The following is an 18018-nucleotide window of genomic DNA, read 5'->3' as shown; positions in this document are numbered from 1 at the left end:
CCTCACGAGATGACGGTGATTGGCCGCGCCGTGGCAGCCAGCAGGCGTTTGATTTCCGGAACGCAGGACCCGCATTGGGTGCCGCAACCCAGTTCTTGCTTGAGTCCCTGCAAGTCCAGGCCTCGGCTGATACCGGCGCGGATCGCGTTCTGGTCGACGTTCTTGCAATTGCACAGGATCTTGTTCGCATTGACCGGCGCATCGAGATTGCCCGGTGGTGCGCTCAGTGGCGCAAGCAACCAGCGCCGCAATTGCTGGTCCGTGCGACCTTCGAGCCAAAGCCCCTGCAACCAGTGTTGGGCAAGGGTTTCACCGGCCAGTCGAATGGCAGTGATCCGGCCATTTTCGATTCGCACGCGCTTGCCAATGGCCCGTCGAGGGTCGTCGTATGCCAGCACCGGGCCGTCATCGAGCGCCAGGTTTTTATCGATTTCGCTTAGCAGCTCTACCGAAGGCGCTGAAGTATTGGCAGCCCGTACAAGCAGGGCAGGGCGCTCACGACCAACCAGACTGAGACTGACGTAGGAAAACGCCTCGCAGAGCGGTCGTAGCGTCTCAAAGTGCCGTTGAACATCGCCCTCGATCAGTGCGAACAGTTTCCAGGGCAAATCCACCGGATCCAGGCGAACGCCGCTGTGTTTAAGTTCGGGCTGTTTCGACAAAGGATCGAATGCGGGCAGGGTGAGGCTGTTCACCCCGCCCTTGAGAAAACGGTCGCCCCAATGCATCGGCAAAAAGGCCTGGCCCGGGCGCACGCTGTCATCGCTGGCAACTGCGACGACGATTGCGCCGCGTCGGCTTTTCAGACTGACCAGATCCCCCGGCTGCAGGCGATGGCGGCGCAGTTCGTCCGGGTGCAGGCTCAACTCCGCTTCGCTGACATGGCCAAATAGCTGCGCGGCGGTGCCGGTGCGGCTCATGCCGTGCCATTGATCGCGCAGGCGGCCGGTGATCAGGGTCAGCGGGAAGCGTGCATCGCGTTGCTCTTTGGCGGCGCGGTATGGATCGGCCACGAACTGTGCGCGCCCATTGGCAGTGGCAAATATCCCGTCGACGTACAGCCGTGCCGTGCCTTCAACGGCACCTGCAGGGAAGGGCCACTGCTGCGGGCCGAGACGATCGATCAGTGCATGGCTGATACCGGACAGATCCAGATCGCGACCTTGAGTCAGTTGTTTGTATTCGTCAAAGACCTGAGCGGGGTTATCAAATTCAAACAGGCTGGTTTGGCCGGGACGCAGGTGCTTTTCCAGGCGTTGTGCGAAATCTACGGTGATTGCCCAGTCCGGCCGCGCCTCACCCGGTGCGACGATTGCCTGGCGTACGTGGGAAATGCGTCGCTCGGAGTTGGTCACACAACCTTCCTTTTCCCCCCAACTGGCGGCGGGCAGCAGAAGGTCGGCGAACTTCGCGGTTTCAGTGGTGCTGAAGGCTTCCTGCAACACCACGAACGGGCAGCCTTGCAAGGCTGCGCGCACGGCCGTCTGGTCCGGCATGGATTGCGCGGGGTTGGTACAGGCGATCCACAGTGCCTTGATCTTGCCGTTGCGCACTTGCTCGAACAGCTCGATCGCGGTGAGCCCGGGATTTTCCGGTAGTTGCTCGACGCCCCAGTAGGATGCCACTTGCTCGCGGTGTTGCGCATTGGCGGCGTCACGATGGCCGGGCAGCAGGTTGGACAGGCTGCCGGTTTCCCGTCCGCCCATGGCATTTGGCTGACCGGTGAGAGAGAAAGGTCCGGCACCGGGACGACCGATCTGCCCGGTGGCCAGGTGCAGATTGATCAATGCACTGTTTTTCGCGCTGCCGGCAGTGGACTGGTTAAGCCCCATGCACCACAGCGACAGAAAGCTCGGTGATGTGCCGATCCACTCGGCACACTGCTGCAATTGTTCGAGGCTGATACCGCAGAGCTGCGAAACCATTTGCGGTGTGTAGTCACGCACCAGGTTTTTCAGTTCAGCCAGGCCTTCGGTGTGGTCGCGGATGAAGTCACGATCGATCCAGTCTTCCCACAGCAGCAGATGCAAAATCCCATGGAACAAGGCGACGTCGGTGCCAGGCAAGATCGCCAGGTGCAGGTCAGCCAGATCGCAGGTATCTGTACGACGAGGGTCAATGACGATGACCTTCATCTGCGGTCGGCGGGATTTGGCGGCTTCCAGCCGGCGAAACAGCACCGGGTGGGCGTAGGCCATGTTGCTGCCGACGATCATCACGCAATCGCTCAGCTCCAGGTCTTCGTAGCTGCAGGGCGGGGCGTCGGCACCCAGGCTGCGCTTGTAGCCGACCACCGCCGAGGACATGCACAGACGCGAATTGCTGTCGATGTTGTTGGTGCCTACCAGGGCACGTGCCAGCTTGTTGAAGGCGTAGTAGTCCTCGGTCAACAGTTGCCCGGAAATGTAGAACGCCACGCTGTCCGGGCCATGCTCGGCAATGGTCGCGGCGAATACACTGGTGGCATGATCGAGGGCGGCATCCCAATCGGTGCGGTGGCGGGCCAGGCCTTTACCGAGGCGCAGTTCGGGGTACAACGCCCGCGCCGTCAAGTCGCCGGTCAGGTGCAGGGTCGAACCCTTGCTGCACAGTTTGCCGAAATTGGCCGGGTGCGCGGGATCGCCGCTGACGCCGAGGATGCGTGAACCGTCGTGCTCGATCAGCACCCCGCAGCCGACCCCGCAGTAACAGCAGGTGGACGCAGTGATCTGGCGGTCCATCAGCCTGCATCCCGCAGGGCCAGCATCACCCGGCCATTTTCCACCCGGGCGAGATGGTGATGGGCACAGCCGATGTCCGGGGCCAGGGCTTCGCCACTTTCCAGGTCGATTTGCCAGTTGTGCAACGGGCAGGCCACCCGCTTGCCGTACACCAGACCTTGGGACAACGGGCCGCCCTTGTGCGGGCAGCGGTCGTCAAGGGCGAACACTTCGTCGTCGCTGGTACGAAAAATCGCGATGTCTCCCTTTGGTCCGGCGATGATCCGCGAGCCCAGGGCATTGATCTCTTCCAGTGCGCAGATATCCAGCCAGTTCATGCCAGCACCTCCAGGTTTTTCACGGGGATGACGTCGAATTCTTTTTTCAGCTGCGGCTGCTCCAGGCGCTCCTTCCACGGGTCCTGTTCGAACGACAGGGAGAATTGCAGGCGATCGTTGAGTGCCTTGCGCCGCTCCGGATCTTCCAGCACGGCTTTCTTGATGTGTTCCATGCCGACCCGTTGCAGGTAGTGCACGGTGCGTTCGAGGTAGAAGGCTTCTTCGCGATAGAGCTGCAGGAATGCACCGTTGTATTCGCGGACTTCTTCGGCGGTTTTCAGTTTGACGAAGAATTCCGCGACTTCGGTCTTGATCCCGCCGTTGCCACCGATGTACATCTCCCAGCCGGAGTCCACACCGATAATTCCTACATCCTTGATACCGGCTTCCGAGCAGTTGCGCGGGCAACCGGAGACAGCCAGCTTCACCTTGTGCGGCGACCACATGTTGAACAGGTCATGTTCCAGTTCAATGCCAAGTTGTGTGGAGTTCTGCGTGCCAAAGCGGCAGAACTCGCTGCCGACGCAGGTTTTCACCGTGCGGATGGATTTGCCGTAGGCGTGGCCGGACGGCATGTCCAGGTCTTTCCACACCCCCGGCAGGTCTTGCTTGCGAATGCCCAGCAGGTCGATGCGCTGGCCACCGGTGACCTTGACCATCGGTACGTTGTACTTGTCGGCGACGTCGGCAATGCGCCGCAGCTCTGAAGGATTGGTCACGCCGCCCCACATCCGCGGGACTACAGAGTAGGTGCCGTCTTTCTGAATGTTGGCGTGGGCGCGTTCGTTGATCAGGCGCGATTGCGGGTCGTCCTTGGCCTCGCCCGGCCAAGTGGAAATCAGGTAGTAGTTGAGCGCCGGCCGGCAGGTGGCGCAGCCGTTGGGGGTGCGCCAGTTCAGGTAGCTCATGGTGCCGGCGATGGTCAGCAGGTGCTGCTCGCGGATGGCCTGGCGGATTTGCCCGTGATTGAGGTCGCTGCAGCCGCAGATGGCCTTTTCGCTTTTCGGTTTGACGTCCGCCGCGCCGCCCACGGTGTTGATCAGGATCTGTTCGACGAGGCCGGCGCAGGAGCCGCAGGAGCTGGCAGCCTTGGTGTGTTTCTTGACGTCGTCGACACTGAACAGACCATGCTCCTGAATGGCCTTGACGATGGTGCCTTTGCACACGCCGTTGCAGCCGCAGACTTCGGCCGTTTCGGCCATGCTCATGGCTTTGTCCTGGCCCTGATGTCCTACGTCGCCCAAAGCGTTTTCGCCAAACATCAGATGATCGCGGATCTCGTCGATGGCGTGATTCTCACGGATCTGCCGGAAATACCAGCCGCCATCTGCCGTATCGCCGTACAGGCAGGCGCCGACCAGCACGTCATCCTTGATCACCAGTTTCTTGTAGACCCCGCCAATCGGGTCCGAGAGGGTGATGGTCTCGGTGCCTTCACCGCCCATGAAGTCGCCCGCGGAGAACAGGTCGATGCCGGTGACCTTCAATTTGGTTGAGGTCACAGACCCCTTGTAGGTGGCAAACCCCAGTTGGGCGAGGTGGTTGGCGCAGACTTTGGCCTGTTCGAACAGCGGCGCCACCAAGCCATAGGCGATGCCGCGGTGGCTGGCGCACTCACCGATGGCATAGATCCGTGGGTCGTAGGTTTGCAGTGTGTCGTTGACCAGAATCCCGCGGCTGCACGGAATGCCGGATTTCTCCGCCAGTTCGGTATTGGGACGAATGCCAGCGGCCATCACGACCAGGTCGGCGGGGATGATGTCGCCGTTCTTGAATTGCACCGAACCGACCCGGCCGTTGCCCGCGTCATGCAAGGCCTGGGTCTGCTCGCACAGGCGAAAGTGCAGGCCGCGAGATTCCAGCGCGCTTTGCAGCAGCTGGCCGCTGGTCTTGTCCAGTTGTCGTTCCAGCAACCACTCGCCGATATGCACCACGGTCACGTGCATGCCCCGCAGCATCAGGCCGTTGGCGGCCTCCAGGCCGAGCAGGCCGCCACCGATGACCACGGCGTGCCGGTGGGTTTTCGCGGTGTCGATCATGGCCTGGGTGTCGGCGATGTCGCGGTAGCCGATCACGCCCTCAAGGGTGTTGCCGGGAATGGGCAGGATGAAGGGCGTCGAGCCGGTGGCGATCAGCAGGCGATCGTATTCGGCTTCGCTGCCGTCTTCGGCAATGACCCGGCGCTTGACCCGGTCGATCTCCACCACCTTGCGGTTGAGCAGCAGCTTGATGTTGTTTTCCAGGTACCAGTCCAGGTCGTTGAGCACGATCTCTTCGAAGGTCTGTTCGCCCGCCAGCACCGGCGACAACAGGATGCGGTTGTAGTTGGTGTGCGGTTCGGCGCCGAAGACCGTGATGTCGTACAGTTCATTACTCAGCTTGAGCAGTTCTTCCAGGGTACGAACCCCGGCCATGCCGTTGCCGATCATCACCAGTTTTAGTTTTTTCATCAGGTTCTCCGGGGGAGCTCAGGCCTGCCTCATCAGGGTTCAGGCCATGCTCGACAAATTTTGCGCAAACAAAAAAAGGCGTCCCGCTAGTTGCCTAGCGAGGACGCCTTTGTCCTGGTCCCGTTCTCTCGGGCAGCGCAGCTTTCTACGTTGAAGGCCGGGCTTTATGTATGTTGGGAAAGGTAATGCAGTGGTTGTGCCAAGTTTCGCAAGGGCCCGATTTATGGGCTCTCGTCATGGGAGGAGGGTGTTTGCGTGCACTGGTTCAAGGCGCGACGCCCGGTTTTGAAGCAGAAAAATCAAAAAATCTGTTGGGTGCAGTGAAAAACTCAGCCATGAAACAACAAAAACAGCAGCACCAGATTCACCAGCAAGGACACCAGCGCCAACGTCCGCCAGACTTTCAACGGTTCGCGCTCTAGCAAAGGTTTGGGGCGCACGCTCAAACTGCGTCGTTCTCCCTGTTCCAGCAGCAACAACCATTCTTCCGCTGTTTCAAAGCGCTGATCCGGAGCTGCCGCCACCGCGCGTTCCAGACTTTGCGCGATCCATTCCGGCAGGTCGGGCCGGTAGCGACTGGCGCTGACCGGCACACCAAACCGTGGGCGCTGGAACGCTTCGATTTCGCCGTAGGGATAATGCCCGGTAAGCAGGTAATACAAGGTCACGCCGACCGCATACAAATCCTGTTGCGGTGTCGGTAAATCCCCGCGAAAGGCTTCCGGTGCGATATAGCTGGGCGTTCCGGGCAGGGCGAAGGCTTGATCTTCGGACAGCCCGGGACAGTACGCGAGACCGAAATCCAGCAGGCGCAACTCGCCGTCGTCCCCCAGAAGCAGGTTCTCCGGTTTGATATCACGATGCAGAATCTGGCGTCGATGCAGTATGCCGACCGCTCGCAGCAGGCGTTCGGCCAGGTCCAGCCATTGAGCCAGTGGCAGCGTTCCGACACGCTCCTGCAATTTAGCCAGGGTATATCCGGAATATTCGCGCATCACGTAGTACAAATGCTGACGCTGACTGGCGGCATGAACTTCAGGAAAATGCCGCCCGGCCACACGTTTGAGGAACCATTCCTCCGACAACAATGCCTGCCCGGCCTGATGATCGTCACGAAGCGCACCGGGCAAGGTTTTCAGCAGCCAAGGCTGTTGTTGAGCATCTCGTACCCGGTAGAGCAGTGATTGCTGGCTTTGGCCGAGGATCCCTTCAATCTGCCAGCCTTCGAAGGTCTGGCCTGGCTTCAATGCAGGCGGGAGTGGCCATTGCTGCAGATGAATCAGTGCATCGCCGATGCTGGTTTCGCCAAGGGCATCGACCCGCACCAGCAGGGCGCTGGCGTTGTCCTGACTGCCAGCCAGGTGCGCGGCGCTGACCAACGTCTGCGCGGCACTGTTCAGGTCAGGTTGATCGCGCAAAATGCCCGCAATGGCGGTATCGCCCAGGACGGCCCAGACGCCGTCGCTGAGCAGCACGAAACTCTCGTTCAAACGCAGTTCGCCATCCAGAAAGTCCAGCACCAGATGTTGATCCAGCCCCAGGGCCCGTTTAAGCACATGCTGCATGCCAGGCTGGTCCCAGACGTGATCCTCGCTCACCCGTTGCAGCGTGTCGGCGTGCCAGCGATAAACCCGGCAGTCGCCGACATGTGCCAAGGTAAAACGCCGGCCGCGCATCACCAAGGCACTGACGGTGGTCAGCAGCGGTTGGCCGCCACCGTTAGCCTGCAACCAGCGATTTTGTGCCAGTAGCAGGCGATCCAGTGCCTGGGCGACGCCCCAGGTTTCCGGGGTGGCGTAGTAGTCCAGCGCCAGTGCCTGCAAGGTCGAACGGGCGGCGAGCCCGCCATCGGCACATTGGCTGACACCGTCGGCAATCGCGAACAGGTAACCCTTGCTCGCGGCCAGCGCCGGAGCCGGCGTGACCAGGCGCAGGGCGTCCTGGTTTTCCTCGCGAGGACCGATGGCGCTGGCTTCGGCAAAACTCAGTTGCAGGCTCATCGAGGCGTCAGACCCGCGCAGCCGTCACGGCGGCCGAACCCCAGGTGGTTCTCCAGCGACGTTTCACGCCGTGCAGACCGAACCAGGCCAGGACGCCGAGGCTGGCAAACAACCACAGCGCCAATTGATAACTGCCGGTGCTTTGCTTGATCGCGCCCATGCCGGCCGCGAGGGCAAACCCGCCGATGCCACCAGCCATGCCGATCAGGCCGGTCATCACGCCGATTTCCCGGCGAAAACGCTGGGGCACCAACTGGAATACCGCGCCATTGCCTGCACCCAGACCGAGCATGGTGCAGACGAAAAGTGCCAGTGCGGCGTAGGAACTCGGCAGATTGAAACCGACCACGGCAATGCAGGTCGCCGCGACGGTGTACATCGCCAACAGAGTCCGAATGCCGCCGAACCGGTCAGCCAGTGCACCACCCAAGGGGCGCATCAGGCTGCCGCCGAACACGCAGGCAGCGGTGTAGTAACCGGCAGTCACCGGACTCAGGCCGTACTGGTCGTTGAAGTAACCGGGCAGGGCGCTGGCCAGGCCAATGAAGCCGCCGAACGTCACGCTGTAGAAAAACATGAACCACCAGCTGTCACGGTCACCCAGGGCCTTGAAGTAGTCGGCCATGGATTTGGCTTTTGGCCGCTCGGGGGCATTGCGGGCCAGCCAGGCGAAGACGATCAGGGTCAGGATCAACGGAATCAGGGCAAAGCCGAACACGTTGCTCCAGCCAAACGCCGCCGCCAGCACCGGAGCGATCAATGCGGCGAGCACTGTGCCCGAGTTGCCCGCGCCGGCGATGCCCATGGCCTTGCCTTGATGCTGCGGCGGATACCACTGCGAGGCCAGGGGCAGGGCGACGGCGAACGAAGCGCCGGCCATGCCGAGGAACAGGCCCAGCAGCAACGCCTGCTCGTAGCTGTGGATCCCGAGTTTCCAGGCGCCGAACAGGGCGCAGATCACGATGACCTGGCCGATCAGGCCGGCGGTTTTTGGCGACAGGCGATCAGCCAGCATCCCCATCACGAAGCGCAACACCGCCCCGGCCAGAATCGGCGTGGCGACTACCAGCCCCCTTTGCTGCGTTGTCAGGTGCAGGTCGGCGGCGATCTGCACCGCCAGAGGACCGAGCAGGTACCAGACCATGAAACTCAGGTCGAAATAGAGGAAGGCTGCGAACAATGTGGGGGTATGGCCGGATTTCCAGAAGCTTGAATTCATTGCGCACCTCAGCTGTGAAGAGTCTCGAAAGGAGTCATGAGCTTGCAGGTGGGGCGCCGATACGGCCGCACCACCGACCCCGTGCTGTGGGGCCAAAACGAAAAAACGCCGCCACCCGATCCGCCAAGGGCAAATGAGGTGAGCGACGTCTTTGTCGTAGGTGGGGCAACCGCCGTTGGTTACCTGTGGTGATTACTTAGCGAGATCTGTGCCAACACTCGAAATCGAGTCGCCGCCATTCGCGAGCAGGCTCGCTCCCACAAGGGAATGGCGTCGAACACAAATCACCTGTGGGAGCGAGCCTGCTCGCGATGGCGCCCGGACAGGCGCTACAGGACTTCAGCCGAGCAACTCGCTCATGGCAATGATCTGCTCCGCCACCTGTATCAGCTTCTGCTGGCGGCTCATCGCTTGGCGGCGCATCAGCGTGTAGGCCTCTTCCTCGTTGCAGTCCTTCATTTTCATCAGCAGCCCCTTGGCCAGTTCGATGCGCTTGCGCTCGGCCAATTGCTGGTCACGGGCATGCAACTGGGCACGCAGGGCCTGGTCGCTCTCGAAGCGTGCCATGGCCACATCGAGAATCGGCTGCAGGCGTTGTGCGTGAATGCCTTCGACGATGTAGGCGCTGACCCCGGACTTGATCGCCTGTCGCATCACATCGGGGTCGTGTTCGTCCGTGAACATCACAATCGGTCGTGGCTGGTCGCGCGTCACCAGCACCACTTGTTCCATCACATCGCGACCCGGTGACTCGGTATCGATCAGAATCACATCCGGACGCACCGTTTCGACGCGTTCAGGCAGGTCGATGGTCAGGCCGGATTCATCGATCACTTCGAATCCGGCCTCGGTCAGGGCGGCCTTCAAGCGTCCGACTTTCTTGGCGGTGTCGTTGATCAGCAGGATACGCAGCATGTTCGTGGTCTCCTGTCAGCGGCTGGCGGATCGGTGCGAGCTGTCGCTCATGGCGTGCAGTTTGAAACTGCGGGCGTAACCGGCCGGGTCCGAGCCGTCCCAGATCTTGCCGTCGATCAATTGGCTGCTGCGCATTTCCCCGGCTGATGAAGCGACGCCGACGGCACGAGCGGCTTCACGGTAGAGGTCCAGTTGCTGGACCTGCCGGGCCACCTCGAGATAGTCCGGGTCATCGCGCAACAAGCCCCAGCGGCGGAACTGGGTCATGAACCACATGCCGTCGGACAGGTACGGCAGGTTGACCTCGCCATCCCCATGCAAGCGCAGCGCGTGCGGGTCTTGCCAGCGGTGACCAAGGCCGTCGGCGTATTCGCCCAGCAGGCGTGGTTCGATGCAGTCCAGTGGCGCGTCAAGGTACTGCGCGGCACTGAGCAATTGTGCGGTACTGCGGCGATTCTCGGTGCTTTCTTCGATGAAGCGGCTGGCTTCCAGAACCGCCATCACCAACACCCGGGCGGTATTGGGGTATTGCTCGACGAACGCACGGGTGCAGCCGAGGACCTTTTCCGGATGATCGGGCCAGATGGTCTGAGTCGTGGCCAGGGTGAAGCCGAGGTCCTGTTGCACGGCGCTGGCGGACCAGGGTTCGCCGACGCAGAAGCCGTCGATACGCCCGGCCCGCAAATGCGCGACCATTTGCGGTGGCGGTACCACCACGCTGTCGACATCCAGCAGCGGGTGAATGCCCTGGCTGGCGAGCCAGTAATACAACCACATGGCGTGGGTTCCGGTGGGAAACGTCTGGGCGAAGGTGAGTTTTGAGCGAGTTTGGTGCACGTGCCGATCCAGTGCTTCAGGACTGGTCACTCCAAGCGCTTGCAAACCGCGGGACAGGTTGATGCTCTGGCCGTTCTGATTCAGGCCCATCAACACGGCCATGTCGGTCGCGGCCACGCCACCGATGCCCAGGTGAACGGCATAAATCAGACCGTAGAGACTGTGGGCGGCATCGAGTTCGCCGCTGACCAATTTGTCCCGCAGGTTGGCCCAGGACGATTGTCGCTTGAGGTTCAGGGTCAAACCGTGGGGTTGGGCGAAGCCCTGGGTGGCGGCGACAACCACCGAGGCGCAGTCGCTCAGGGCCATGAAGCCGAGATTGATTTCGGTTTTTTCCGGGGCATCACTGCCATGGACCCAGGCCAGGGGGCCGGCTGACGGTTCGTTCATCGTGTATTCACCTTGCAAAAAAAACGTCGTCCGGGTTCTTGCATGAGCAGGCCGGGGACGACGCCATTGTCTTTGCACACATTCGGTCGTTGGCATGGGTGCTGGTGCCCAGAGTGGTGCAAGGCATATGCCATTAACCGCTGATTTGATCACGCGCCTCGCTTGCCACACCGTTGCCCGGCTATAATCGCCCCCTCAATTCGCCGCCAATCGAGTCAAATCCGCCCATGTACACCCTGGCCCGTCAGCTGTTGTTCAAACTCTCCCCGGAAACCTCCCACGATCTGTCCCTGGACCTGATCGGCGCGGGCGGGCGTCTTGGGCTCAACGGCTTGCTGTGCAAGGCCCCGGCGAAGCTGCCGGTGAATGTCATGGGCCTGGACTTTCCCAATCCGGTAGGCCTGGCCGCCGGCCTGGACAAGAATGGCGCGGCCATCGATGGTTTCGCCCAGCTGGGTTTCGGTTTTGTCGAAATCGGCACCATCACGCCGCGCCCGCAACCAGGCAACCCGAAGCCACGCCTGTTCCGCTTGCCGGAAGCCGAGGCGATCATCAATCGCATGGGTTTCAACAACCTCGGCGTCGACCACCTGCTGGCCCGCGTGGCGGCGGCCAAGTACAAGGGCGTGCTGGGCATCAACATCGGCAAGAACTTCGATACGCCGGTCGAGCGTGCCGTGGACGACTACCTGATCTGCCTGGACAAGGTCTACGCCCACGCCAGCTATGTGACAGTCAACGTCAGTTCGCCGAACACACCGGGCCTGCGCAGCCTGCAATTCGGTGACTCGCTCAAGCAGTTGCTGGCCGATCTGGCCGAACGCCGCGCGGAACTGGCATTGCGTCATGGCAAACATGTACCGCTGGCGATCAAGATTGCGCCGGACATGAACGACGAAGAAACCGCACAAGTTGCGCAAGCGCTGATCGAAACCGGGATGGATGCCGTCATCGCCACCAACACCACCCTGAGCCGCGTAGGCGTCGAAGGCATGGAGCATGGCGAAGAAGCCGGCGGTCTGTCCGGTGCGCCGGTTCGTGACAAGAGCACCCACACCGTGCAAGTGCTGGCGTCGGAGCTGGGCGGGCGTTTGCCGATCATTGCGGCGGGCGGCATTACCGAAGGCAAGCACGCGGCAGAGAAAATCGCCGCAGGCGCGAGCCTGGTGCAGATCTACTCGGGCTTCATCTACAAAGGCCCGGCGCTGATTCGCGAGTCGGTAGACGCCATCGCAGCGCTACGCTGATCCCCTGTAGGAGCGAGCTTGCTCGCGATGGTCGGTAACGATGACGCGTGATTTCTGGATGCACGCGGTGTTCTCGGGTCCATCGCGAGCAAGCTCGCTCCTACAGGGGATTGTTTGGACCAACGAGCAGGCATAAAAAAGGGCTCCATAAAGGAGCCCCTGGGCCGGAGCCCGCCGTCCGGATGGGACGTGCGTGGTTAATTCAGTACAAGTTCAGATTGTCGTGTCGGAGTGTTGTGCCCTGTAATTAGCCGACGGCGTGAAGTTCGTTGAGTCTGTGGATTCCCGCAGTGCCGGTCATACCGTCCCAGTTGTCGCCGCGTCCTTCTCGCCAGCCGTTGATCCAGGCTTGACGTACCGACGGTAGAGTAAATGGGCAAAGCTCACGGGATTTACCACCAACGCCATATTGATATCCGCGCAAAAATGCTCTTTCCAACGGATCACGCTTAAGTCTTCTCATAGGGTGTTGCCCTCACTTGTTGACTGTATTTATCGCGTCGACCTCTATTGAGGTCTGGCAGAAAAACTCTGCCGTTGGGGGCTCGTTGCCGGCGTGACGAGCCAAGGTGTTGGCGTCATTGCGGCGCCAACCTGTATTGAGTTCTAACCAATGCGTCACATCGAGGGAATGATCGTTTTGTCATAAGGACGTAACCATTAATGTGCTAACGCCATAAGTAACAGAGCGTTTGTAGCGTATTTATTGACCAAACCCCGGTATGATCGGCCCTGCGCTGGATGATGGGCTTAATCCTTTAGTGAGAATGGCTCCCGTTGCCGGGATGCACTATTCGACGAAGGGTCGACTTATGACATTTTGTTGCATCAACTTTTTTATCTGTCCTTGCATCTAAGCTCATTTAACCCGGGCAGCAGGGGTGGAGCGGCACACCTTCGTGCCACGCGGGCGCTCTTCGAGAAAAGCGCCTGATTGAAAACCGGACCGGCAATGCGTTGCCCGGTCACTCAGCTAAAGGTTCTGGAATTCCCATGTCCGATCGTTTCGAACTCTTCCTCACTTGCCCAAAAGGCCTTGAAGGCCTGCTCATCGAGGAAGCCGTCGGGCTTGGCCTTGAGGAAGCGCGGGAACACACCTCCGCCGTGCGCGGCATGGCTACCATGGAAACCGCTTATCGCCTGTGCCTGTGGTCGCGCCTGGCCAACCGCGTGCTGCTGGTGCTCAAGCGCTTTCCGATGAAGGACGCCGAAGACCTGTACCACGGCGTGCTGGACATCGAGTGGCAAGACCACATGCTCAATGACGGCACCCTGGCCGTCGAATTCAGCGGCCATGGCTCGGGTATCGACAACACCCACTTCGGCGCGCTGAAGGTCAAGGACGCCATCGTCGACAAACTGCGCACCCCGCAAGGCGACCGTCCGTCCATCGACAAGCTCAACCCGGACCTGCGCATTCACCTGCGCCTGGATCGCGGCGAAGCCATTCTGTCCCTGGACCTGTCGGGCCACAGCCTGCACCAGCGCGGCTATCGCCTGCAGCAAGGTGCGGCGCCGCTCAAGGAAAACCTCGCGGCCGCCATCCTGATCCGTTCCGGCTGGCCACGAATCGCGGCCGAAGGCGGCGCACTGGCTGACCCGATGTGCGGTGTCGGCACCTTCCTGGTGGAAGCGGCGATGATCGCCGCCGACATCGCGCCGAACCTGCGCCGCGAGCAGTGGGGCTTCACCGCCTGGCTCGGTCACGTCCCGGCGCTGTGGAAAAAACTCCACGAAGAAGCGTCCGAGCGCGCCGCTGCCGGCCTGGCCAAGACTCCGTTGTGGATCCGCGGCTACGAAGCCGATCCACGACTGATTCAACCGGGCCGCAATAACGTCGAGCGCGCCGGCCTGAGCGAGTGGATCAAGATCTACCAGGGCGAAGTCGCGACTTTCGAACCGCGCCCGGACCAGAACCAGAAAGGCCTGGTCATCTGCAACCCTCCGTACGGCGAGCGTCTGGGCGATGAGGCGAGCCTGCTCTATCTCTACCAGAACCTCGGCGAGCGCCTGCGTCAGGCCTGCCTGAACTGGGAAGCGGCGGTGTTCACCGGCGCGCCGGACCTGGGCAAGCGCATGGGTATCCGCAGCCACAAGCAGTATTCGTTCTGGAACGGTGCCTTGCCGTGCAAGCTGCTGCTGATCAAGGTGCTGCCGGACCAATTCGTCACCGGCGAGCGTCGTACTCCGGAACAGCGTCAGGTCGAGCGCGAGCAAGCCGCCTACGATCAGACACCGAATGAACCGCAGGAACGCAAGTTCAACAAAAACGGTAATCCGATCAAACCGACGCCGGCACCGGCTCCGGTGGTCGAGCAGCCGCGCCTGAGCGAAGGCGGGCAGATGTTCGCCAACCGCCTGCAAAAGAACCTCAAGGCCCTGGGCAAGTGGGTCAAGCGTGAAGGCATCGACTGCTACCGCGTGTACGATGCCGACATGCCGGAATATTCCATGGCCATCGACCTGTATCACGATTGGGTCCACGTCCAGGAATACGCCGCGCCGAAATCCATCGATCCGGAAAAGGCCTCGGGCCGTATGTTCGATGCCCTGGCAGCCATCCCGCAGGCGTTGAACATCGACAAGAGCCGTGTGGTGGTCAAGCGCCGCGAGCGTCAGAGCGGCACCAGGCAGTACGAGCGCCAGGCGGCACAGGGCAAGTTCGTCGAGGTCAATGAAGGCGGGATCAAGCTGCTGGTGAATCTCACCGACTACCTCGACACCGGTCTGTTCCTCGACCACCGGCCGATGCGCATGCGTATCCAGAAAGAGGCGGCCGGCAAACGCTTCCTCAACCTGTTCTGCTACACCGCGACGGCCAGTGTGCATGCGGCCAAGGGCGGTGCGCGCAGCACCACCAGTGTCGACCTGTCGAAAACCTACCTGGACTGGGCTCGGCGCAACCTGTCGCTGAACGGTTTTTCCGACAAGAACCGCCTGGAGCAGGGTGATGTGATGGCCTGGCTTGAAGCCAGTCGTGACGAGTACGACCTGATCTTCATCGACCCGCCGACGTTCTCCAACTCCAAGCGCATGGAAGGTGTCTTCGACGTGCAGCGCGACCAGGTGCAACTGATCGACCTGGCCATGGCGCGGTTGGCGCCCGGCGGCGTGTTGTACTTCTCCAACAACTTCCGCAAGTTCGAACTGGAAGCCAATCTCGGCGAGCGCTATGCGGTCGAGGAGATCACCGCCCAGACCATCGATCCGGACTTTGCCCGCAACACCAAGATCCATCGCGCCTGGAAAGTCACGGCTCGCTAAATAGCTGTGCTGATTCACTGTAGGAGCGAGCCTGCTCGCGATGAACCCGAAAGCGCCGCGTGTATTCAGAAAGCATGCGTTATCGTTATCGACCATCGCGAGCAGAGCTCGCTCCTACAGTGCTGGTCAAATTAGTGGCTAATAGCTATAACTCAACTCAGGGCCAAAGGGCTTTCCCGCACCTGGCGTTTTGAGTTGTGTTTTATGTCGTTGCACGCCATGCGCCCAAAGATCCTGGGGTTTATCAGCGAAGATGCCTCGGCCTGGCTGGTCGCACTGCTGGTATTGCTGATCGGCGGGGTGCTCACCGGGTTGCTGGCGTGGTCGACGCTGAATCTGTTTCACCATCAATTGCGGCAACGCTTCCAACTGCTGGTCAGTGAGCGTTACAGCCGTATCGAAGAGCGTTTCGAAGATCAGGAGCAGCGCCTCGACGGTCTGCGCCGGTTTTTCGCCAATTCCGATTCGGTGTCCCGAGCGGAATTCGACGGCTACACCCAACCTTTACTGCTGCGGACCCAGGCGTATTCCTACGCCCAGCGGGTCACCCGTGACGAGCGTTCGGCGTTCGAGCGCCGAGTGCGTGACGAAGGTTTGAGCAGTTTCACCCTGAGAGAACTCAACGCGGACGGCCAATTGCAACTGGCCGGAGAACGAGATGAGTACGTGGCGGTGCTGTATAGCCAGACCCAAAGCAAACTCGGTTCTCCTCTCGGTTACGACTTGCTGGCCCAGCCGCTGCGGCGTGCCACGCTCGATCGGGCCGATCGGCATGGCGGCATGGCGGTGTCGCAACCGATGCATCTGGTGAGTATCGAGCCGGCTTATGCGCGTGGTGTGCTGCTGGTCGCACCGGTCACGCAGCACAACAGTCAAGACCACAAGGCCGTGAAGCCCTACGGTTATGTCATGGCCGTGATCAGCATGCGCCAGTTGCTGGCGGACGGACTGCCGGACGCCAGCCATGACTATCTCTCGGTGCGCATCCTCGATTTGTCTACCGATGACCAGCACGAAGTGCTGTTTGAGTCACCCAACCCGCCGGCCATCGGCGAGCTGTCCACCACGCGCCTGTTGCGCATGGCCGACCACGACTATCAAGTCGATATCCAGCCCAGCGACGCGTTCGTGCAGGCCAACCATTCCTCCGTGACCAGTGTGGTGGTGTTGGGTGGATTGCTCAGCGTGATGCTCAGTGCCTTGCTGTATGTGTTGGTCAGTCAGCGGCAGCGGGCGTTGAAACTGGTGGAGCAACGCACTCGGGAGCTGCGCGATCGAGAGCAGGAGTTGCGTGGCACCCACGGCCAGTTGCGTGGCGTGCTGAATGCCGCCACCCAGGTCGCGATCATTGCCACCGACCTGCGCGGGGTCATCAGCACCTTCAACGCCGGTGCCGAGCAGATGCTCGGCTATTCCAGTGCCGAAGTGGTGGGGCATATGACCCTGGAGAACCTGCACCTGCCCAGGGAACTGGTCGCTCGCTCGGCAGAGTTGAGCACCCGCTATGGCAAACCGGTGCCGACCTGCCAGGCGATGCTGGTCGAAGGCGACACGGAGGGCGACCACGAGGCGCGGGAGTGGACGCTGGTACGCGGCGATGGCAGCCATCTGATGGTCAACATGCTCGCCACGCCGGTGCTCGACGAACAAGGCCTGTGGGTCGGGCACCTGGCGGTGTGCATCGACATCACCGAACGCAAGCGGGTCCACGAGGCACTCGCGGCGCGGGACCTGTTGTTGAAGAAGCTCAGCGCCCACGTGCCTGGTGGCATCTACCAGTTCAAGATGGAGTTCGACGGACGCTTCAGTGTGATCTACGCCAGCGACGGCATTCGCGAGATCTACGAGCTCGAACCTGACGTGCTGCTACTCAATGCCGAAGCGATCTTCACCCGGATTCATCCCCAGGACACCACCCGTGTCCGCGCCTCGATCCGAGCCTCGGCCGACACCCTCAGCCCCTGGCGCGAGGAATACCGCGTGCAACTGCCGCAACGGGGTCTGCGTTGGGTGCGTGGCGAGGCCACGCCGGAGGAACTGCCCGGTGGCGGTGTGCTCTGGCACGGCTACATCTCGGACATTTCCGATATGAAGCGGGTGGAAGAAGAGTTGCGCGCGCTGTCGGTCACCGATTCGCTGACCGGTATCCACAACCGCCGTTATTTCCAGGAACGCCTGACCATCGAAATGGCCCGGGTGGAGCGTGGCGGTGGGAATCTGTCGGTGATCATGCTCGATATCGACCATTTCAAGCGCATCAATGACCTGCATGGCCATGCCATCGGTGATCGGGTGTTGCAGGCCGTGTGCCAACGGATCGGCCACCGGTTGCGGCGCACCGATGTGTTCTGCCGCCTGGGCGGAGAGGAGTTCATGGTGCTGTGCCCGGATATCAGCGGCGAACAGGCCTATATGTTGGCCCGGCAATTGTGGCAAGGCTTGCGCAGTTCACCCATTGAAGGAGTCGGTACGGTCACCGCCAGTTTCGGGATTGCCGGTTGGCGGGTCGGGGAGGGCGCCGATGCCTTGCTGTTGCGCGCGGATTCGGGGGTTTACGCGGCGAAGCAGGCGGGAAGGGATCGGGTTGAGGGGGAGATGAGCTAAAGGTTGCATGTAATCCATGTAGGAGCGAGCCTGCTCGCGATAGCGTCAGCCCCTG

Annotated in this window: 11 protein-coding genes; 3 read left to right on the top strand and 8 right to left on the bottom strand. The window is 61.3% G+C overall.

Annotation, left to right across the window (positions count from 1 at the left end):
- Positions 1 to 2 precede the first annotated feature (2 nt).
- The 7 genes from BSF44_RS21160 to BSF44_RS21130 all read right to left on the bottom strand — a co-directional run bounded on the left by BSF44_RS21160 (position 3) and on the right by BSF44_RS21130 (position 10848).
- Entirely contained in the window at positions 3 to 2720 is a 2718-nt protein-coding gene (locus BSF44_RS21160; protein WP_095945163.1) for a nitrate reductase, read from the bottom strand.
- A complete protein-coding gene (gene nirD, locus BSF44_RS21155; RefSeq protein WP_046042889.1) occupies positions 2720 to 3037 on the bottom strand; it encodes a nitrite reductase small subunit NirD in 318 nt (105 codons plus the stop codon). The genes BSF44_RS21160 and nirD overlap by 1 nt, the downstream gene beginning before the upstream one ends.
- A complete protein-coding gene (gene nirB, locus BSF44_RS21150; protein WP_095945162.1) occupies positions 3034 to 5487 on the bottom strand; it encodes a nitrite reductase large subunit NirB in 2454 nt (817 codons plus the stop codon). The genes nirD and nirB overlap by 4 nt, the downstream gene beginning before the upstream one ends.
- A gap of 329 nt (positions 5488 to 5816) precedes the next feature.
- Positions 5817 to 7487, bottom strand: coding sequence for a bifunctional protein-serine/threonine kinase/phosphatase (locus BSF44_RS21145; RefSeq protein WP_095945161.1), 1671 nt, complete (start codon positions 7485 to 7487; stop codon positions 5817 to 5819).
- A 7-nt stretch (positions 7488 to 7494) separates the two neighbouring features.
- Positions 7495 to 8706: a NarK/NasA family nitrate transporter gene (locus BSF44_RS21140; protein WP_008048622.1), complete on the bottom strand. Its 1212-nt coding sequence runs from the start codon at positions 8704 to 8706 to the stop codon at positions 7495 to 7497.
- A gap of 339 nt (positions 8707 to 9045) precedes the next feature.
- Positions 9046 to 9621 (bottom strand): ANTAR domain-containing response regulator, encoded by a 576-nt coding sequence (locus BSF44_RS21135; protein WP_008048624.1) that lies wholly within the window; start codon positions 9619 to 9621, stop codon positions 9046 to 9048.
- Positions 9622 to 9636: 15 nt separating this feature from the next.
- Positions 9637 to 10848: a CmpA/NrtA family ABC transporter substrate-binding protein gene (locus BSF44_RS21130; protein ID WP_095945160.1), complete on the bottom strand. Its 1212-nt coding sequence runs from the start codon at positions 10846 to 10848 to the stop codon at positions 9637 to 9639.
- Between the two features lie 227 nt (positions 10849 to 11075).
- Here BSF44_RS21130 and BSF44_RS21125 point away from each other — a divergent pair, with 227 nt between their 5' ends.
- Positions 11076 to 12095, top strand: a complete 1020-nt coding sequence (locus BSF44_RS21125; RefSeq protein ID WP_095945159.1) for a quinone-dependent dihydroorotate dehydrogenase — start codon at positions 11076 to 11078, stop codon at positions 12093 to 12095.
- A gap of 247 nt (positions 12096 to 12342) precedes the next feature.
- Here BSF44_RS21125 and rmf read toward each other — a convergent pair whose 3' ends face one another.
- Positions 12343 to 12558, bottom strand: coding sequence for a ribosome modulation factor (rmf, locus tag BSF44_RS21120; RefSeq protein ID WP_003223300.1), 216 nt, complete (start codon positions 12556 to 12558; stop codon positions 12343 to 12345).
- A gap of 530 nt (positions 12559 to 13088) precedes the next feature.
- On the opposite strand from rmf, the gene rlmKL reads away from it, so the two are divergent.
- Positions 13089 to 15359 (top strand): bifunctional 23S rRNA (guanine(2069)-N(7))-methyltransferase RlmK/23S rRNA (guanine(2445)-N(2))-methyltransferase RlmL, encoded by a 2271-nt coding sequence (rlmKL, locus tag BSF44_RS21115; protein ID WP_095945158.1) that lies wholly within the window; start codon positions 13089 to 13091, stop codon positions 15357 to 15359.
- Between the two features lie 204 nt (positions 15360 to 15563).
- Positions 15564 to 17963 (top strand): GGDEF domain-containing protein, encoded by a 2400-nt coding sequence (locus tag BSF44_RS21110; protein ID WP_095945157.1) that lies wholly within the window; start codon positions 15564 to 15566, stop codon positions 17961 to 17963.
- Positions 17964 to 18018: the final 55 nt, after the last annotated feature.

The sequence above is a fragment of the Pseudomonas sp. ACN8 genome (assembly GCF_002303925.1).
Lineage (GTDB): Bacteria > Pseudomonadota > Gammaproteobacteria > Pseudomonadales > Pseudomonadaceae > Aquipseudomonas.
The sequence above is the reverse complement of the archived record's forward strand: the minus strand, read 5'-3'. Positions and strand labels throughout refer to the sequence as shown.

Coding starts and splice junctions, on each gene's coding strand:
- BSF44_RS21160 (WP_095945163.1), bottom strand. CDS start 2,720: ATGGACCGCCAGATCACTGCGTCCACCTGCTGTTACTGCGGGGTCGGC.
- nirD (WP_046042889.1), bottom strand. CDS start 3,037: ATGAACTGGCTGGATATCTGCGCACTGGAAGAGATCAATGCCCTGGGC.
- nirB (WP_095945162.1), bottom strand. CDS start 5,487: ATGAAAAAACTAAAACTGGTGATGATCGGCAACGGCATGGCCGGGGTT.
- BSF44_RS21145 (WP_095945161.1), bottom strand. CDS start 7,487: ATGAGCCTGCAACTGAGTTTTGCCGAAGCCAGCGCCATCGGTCCTCGC.
- BSF44_RS21140 (WP_008048622.1), bottom strand. CDS start 8,706: ATGAATTCAAGCTTCTGGAAATCCGGCCATACCCCCACATTGTTCGCA.
- BSF44_RS21135 (WP_008048624.1), bottom strand. CDS start 9,621: ATGCTGCGTATCCTGCTGATCAACGACACCGCCAAGAAAGTCGGACGC.
- BSF44_RS21130 (WP_095945160.1), bottom strand. CDS start 10,848: ATGAACGAACCGTCAGCCGGCCCCCTGGCCTGGGTCCATGGCAGTGAT.
- BSF44_RS21125 (WP_095945159.1), top strand. CDS start 11,076: ATGTACACCCTGGCCCGTCAGCTGTTGTTCAAACTCTCCCCGGAAACC.
- rmf (WP_003223300.1), bottom strand. CDS start 12,558: ATGAGAAGACTTAAGCGTGATCCGTTGGAAAGAGCATTTTTGCGCGGA.
- rlmKL (WP_095945158.1), top strand. CDS start 13,089: ATGTCCGATCGTTTCGAACTCTTCCTCACTTGCCCAAAAGGCCTTGAA.
- BSF44_RS21110 (WP_095945157.1), top strand. CDS start 15,564: ATGTCGTTGCACGCCATGCGCCCAAAGATCCTGGGGTTTATCAGCGAA.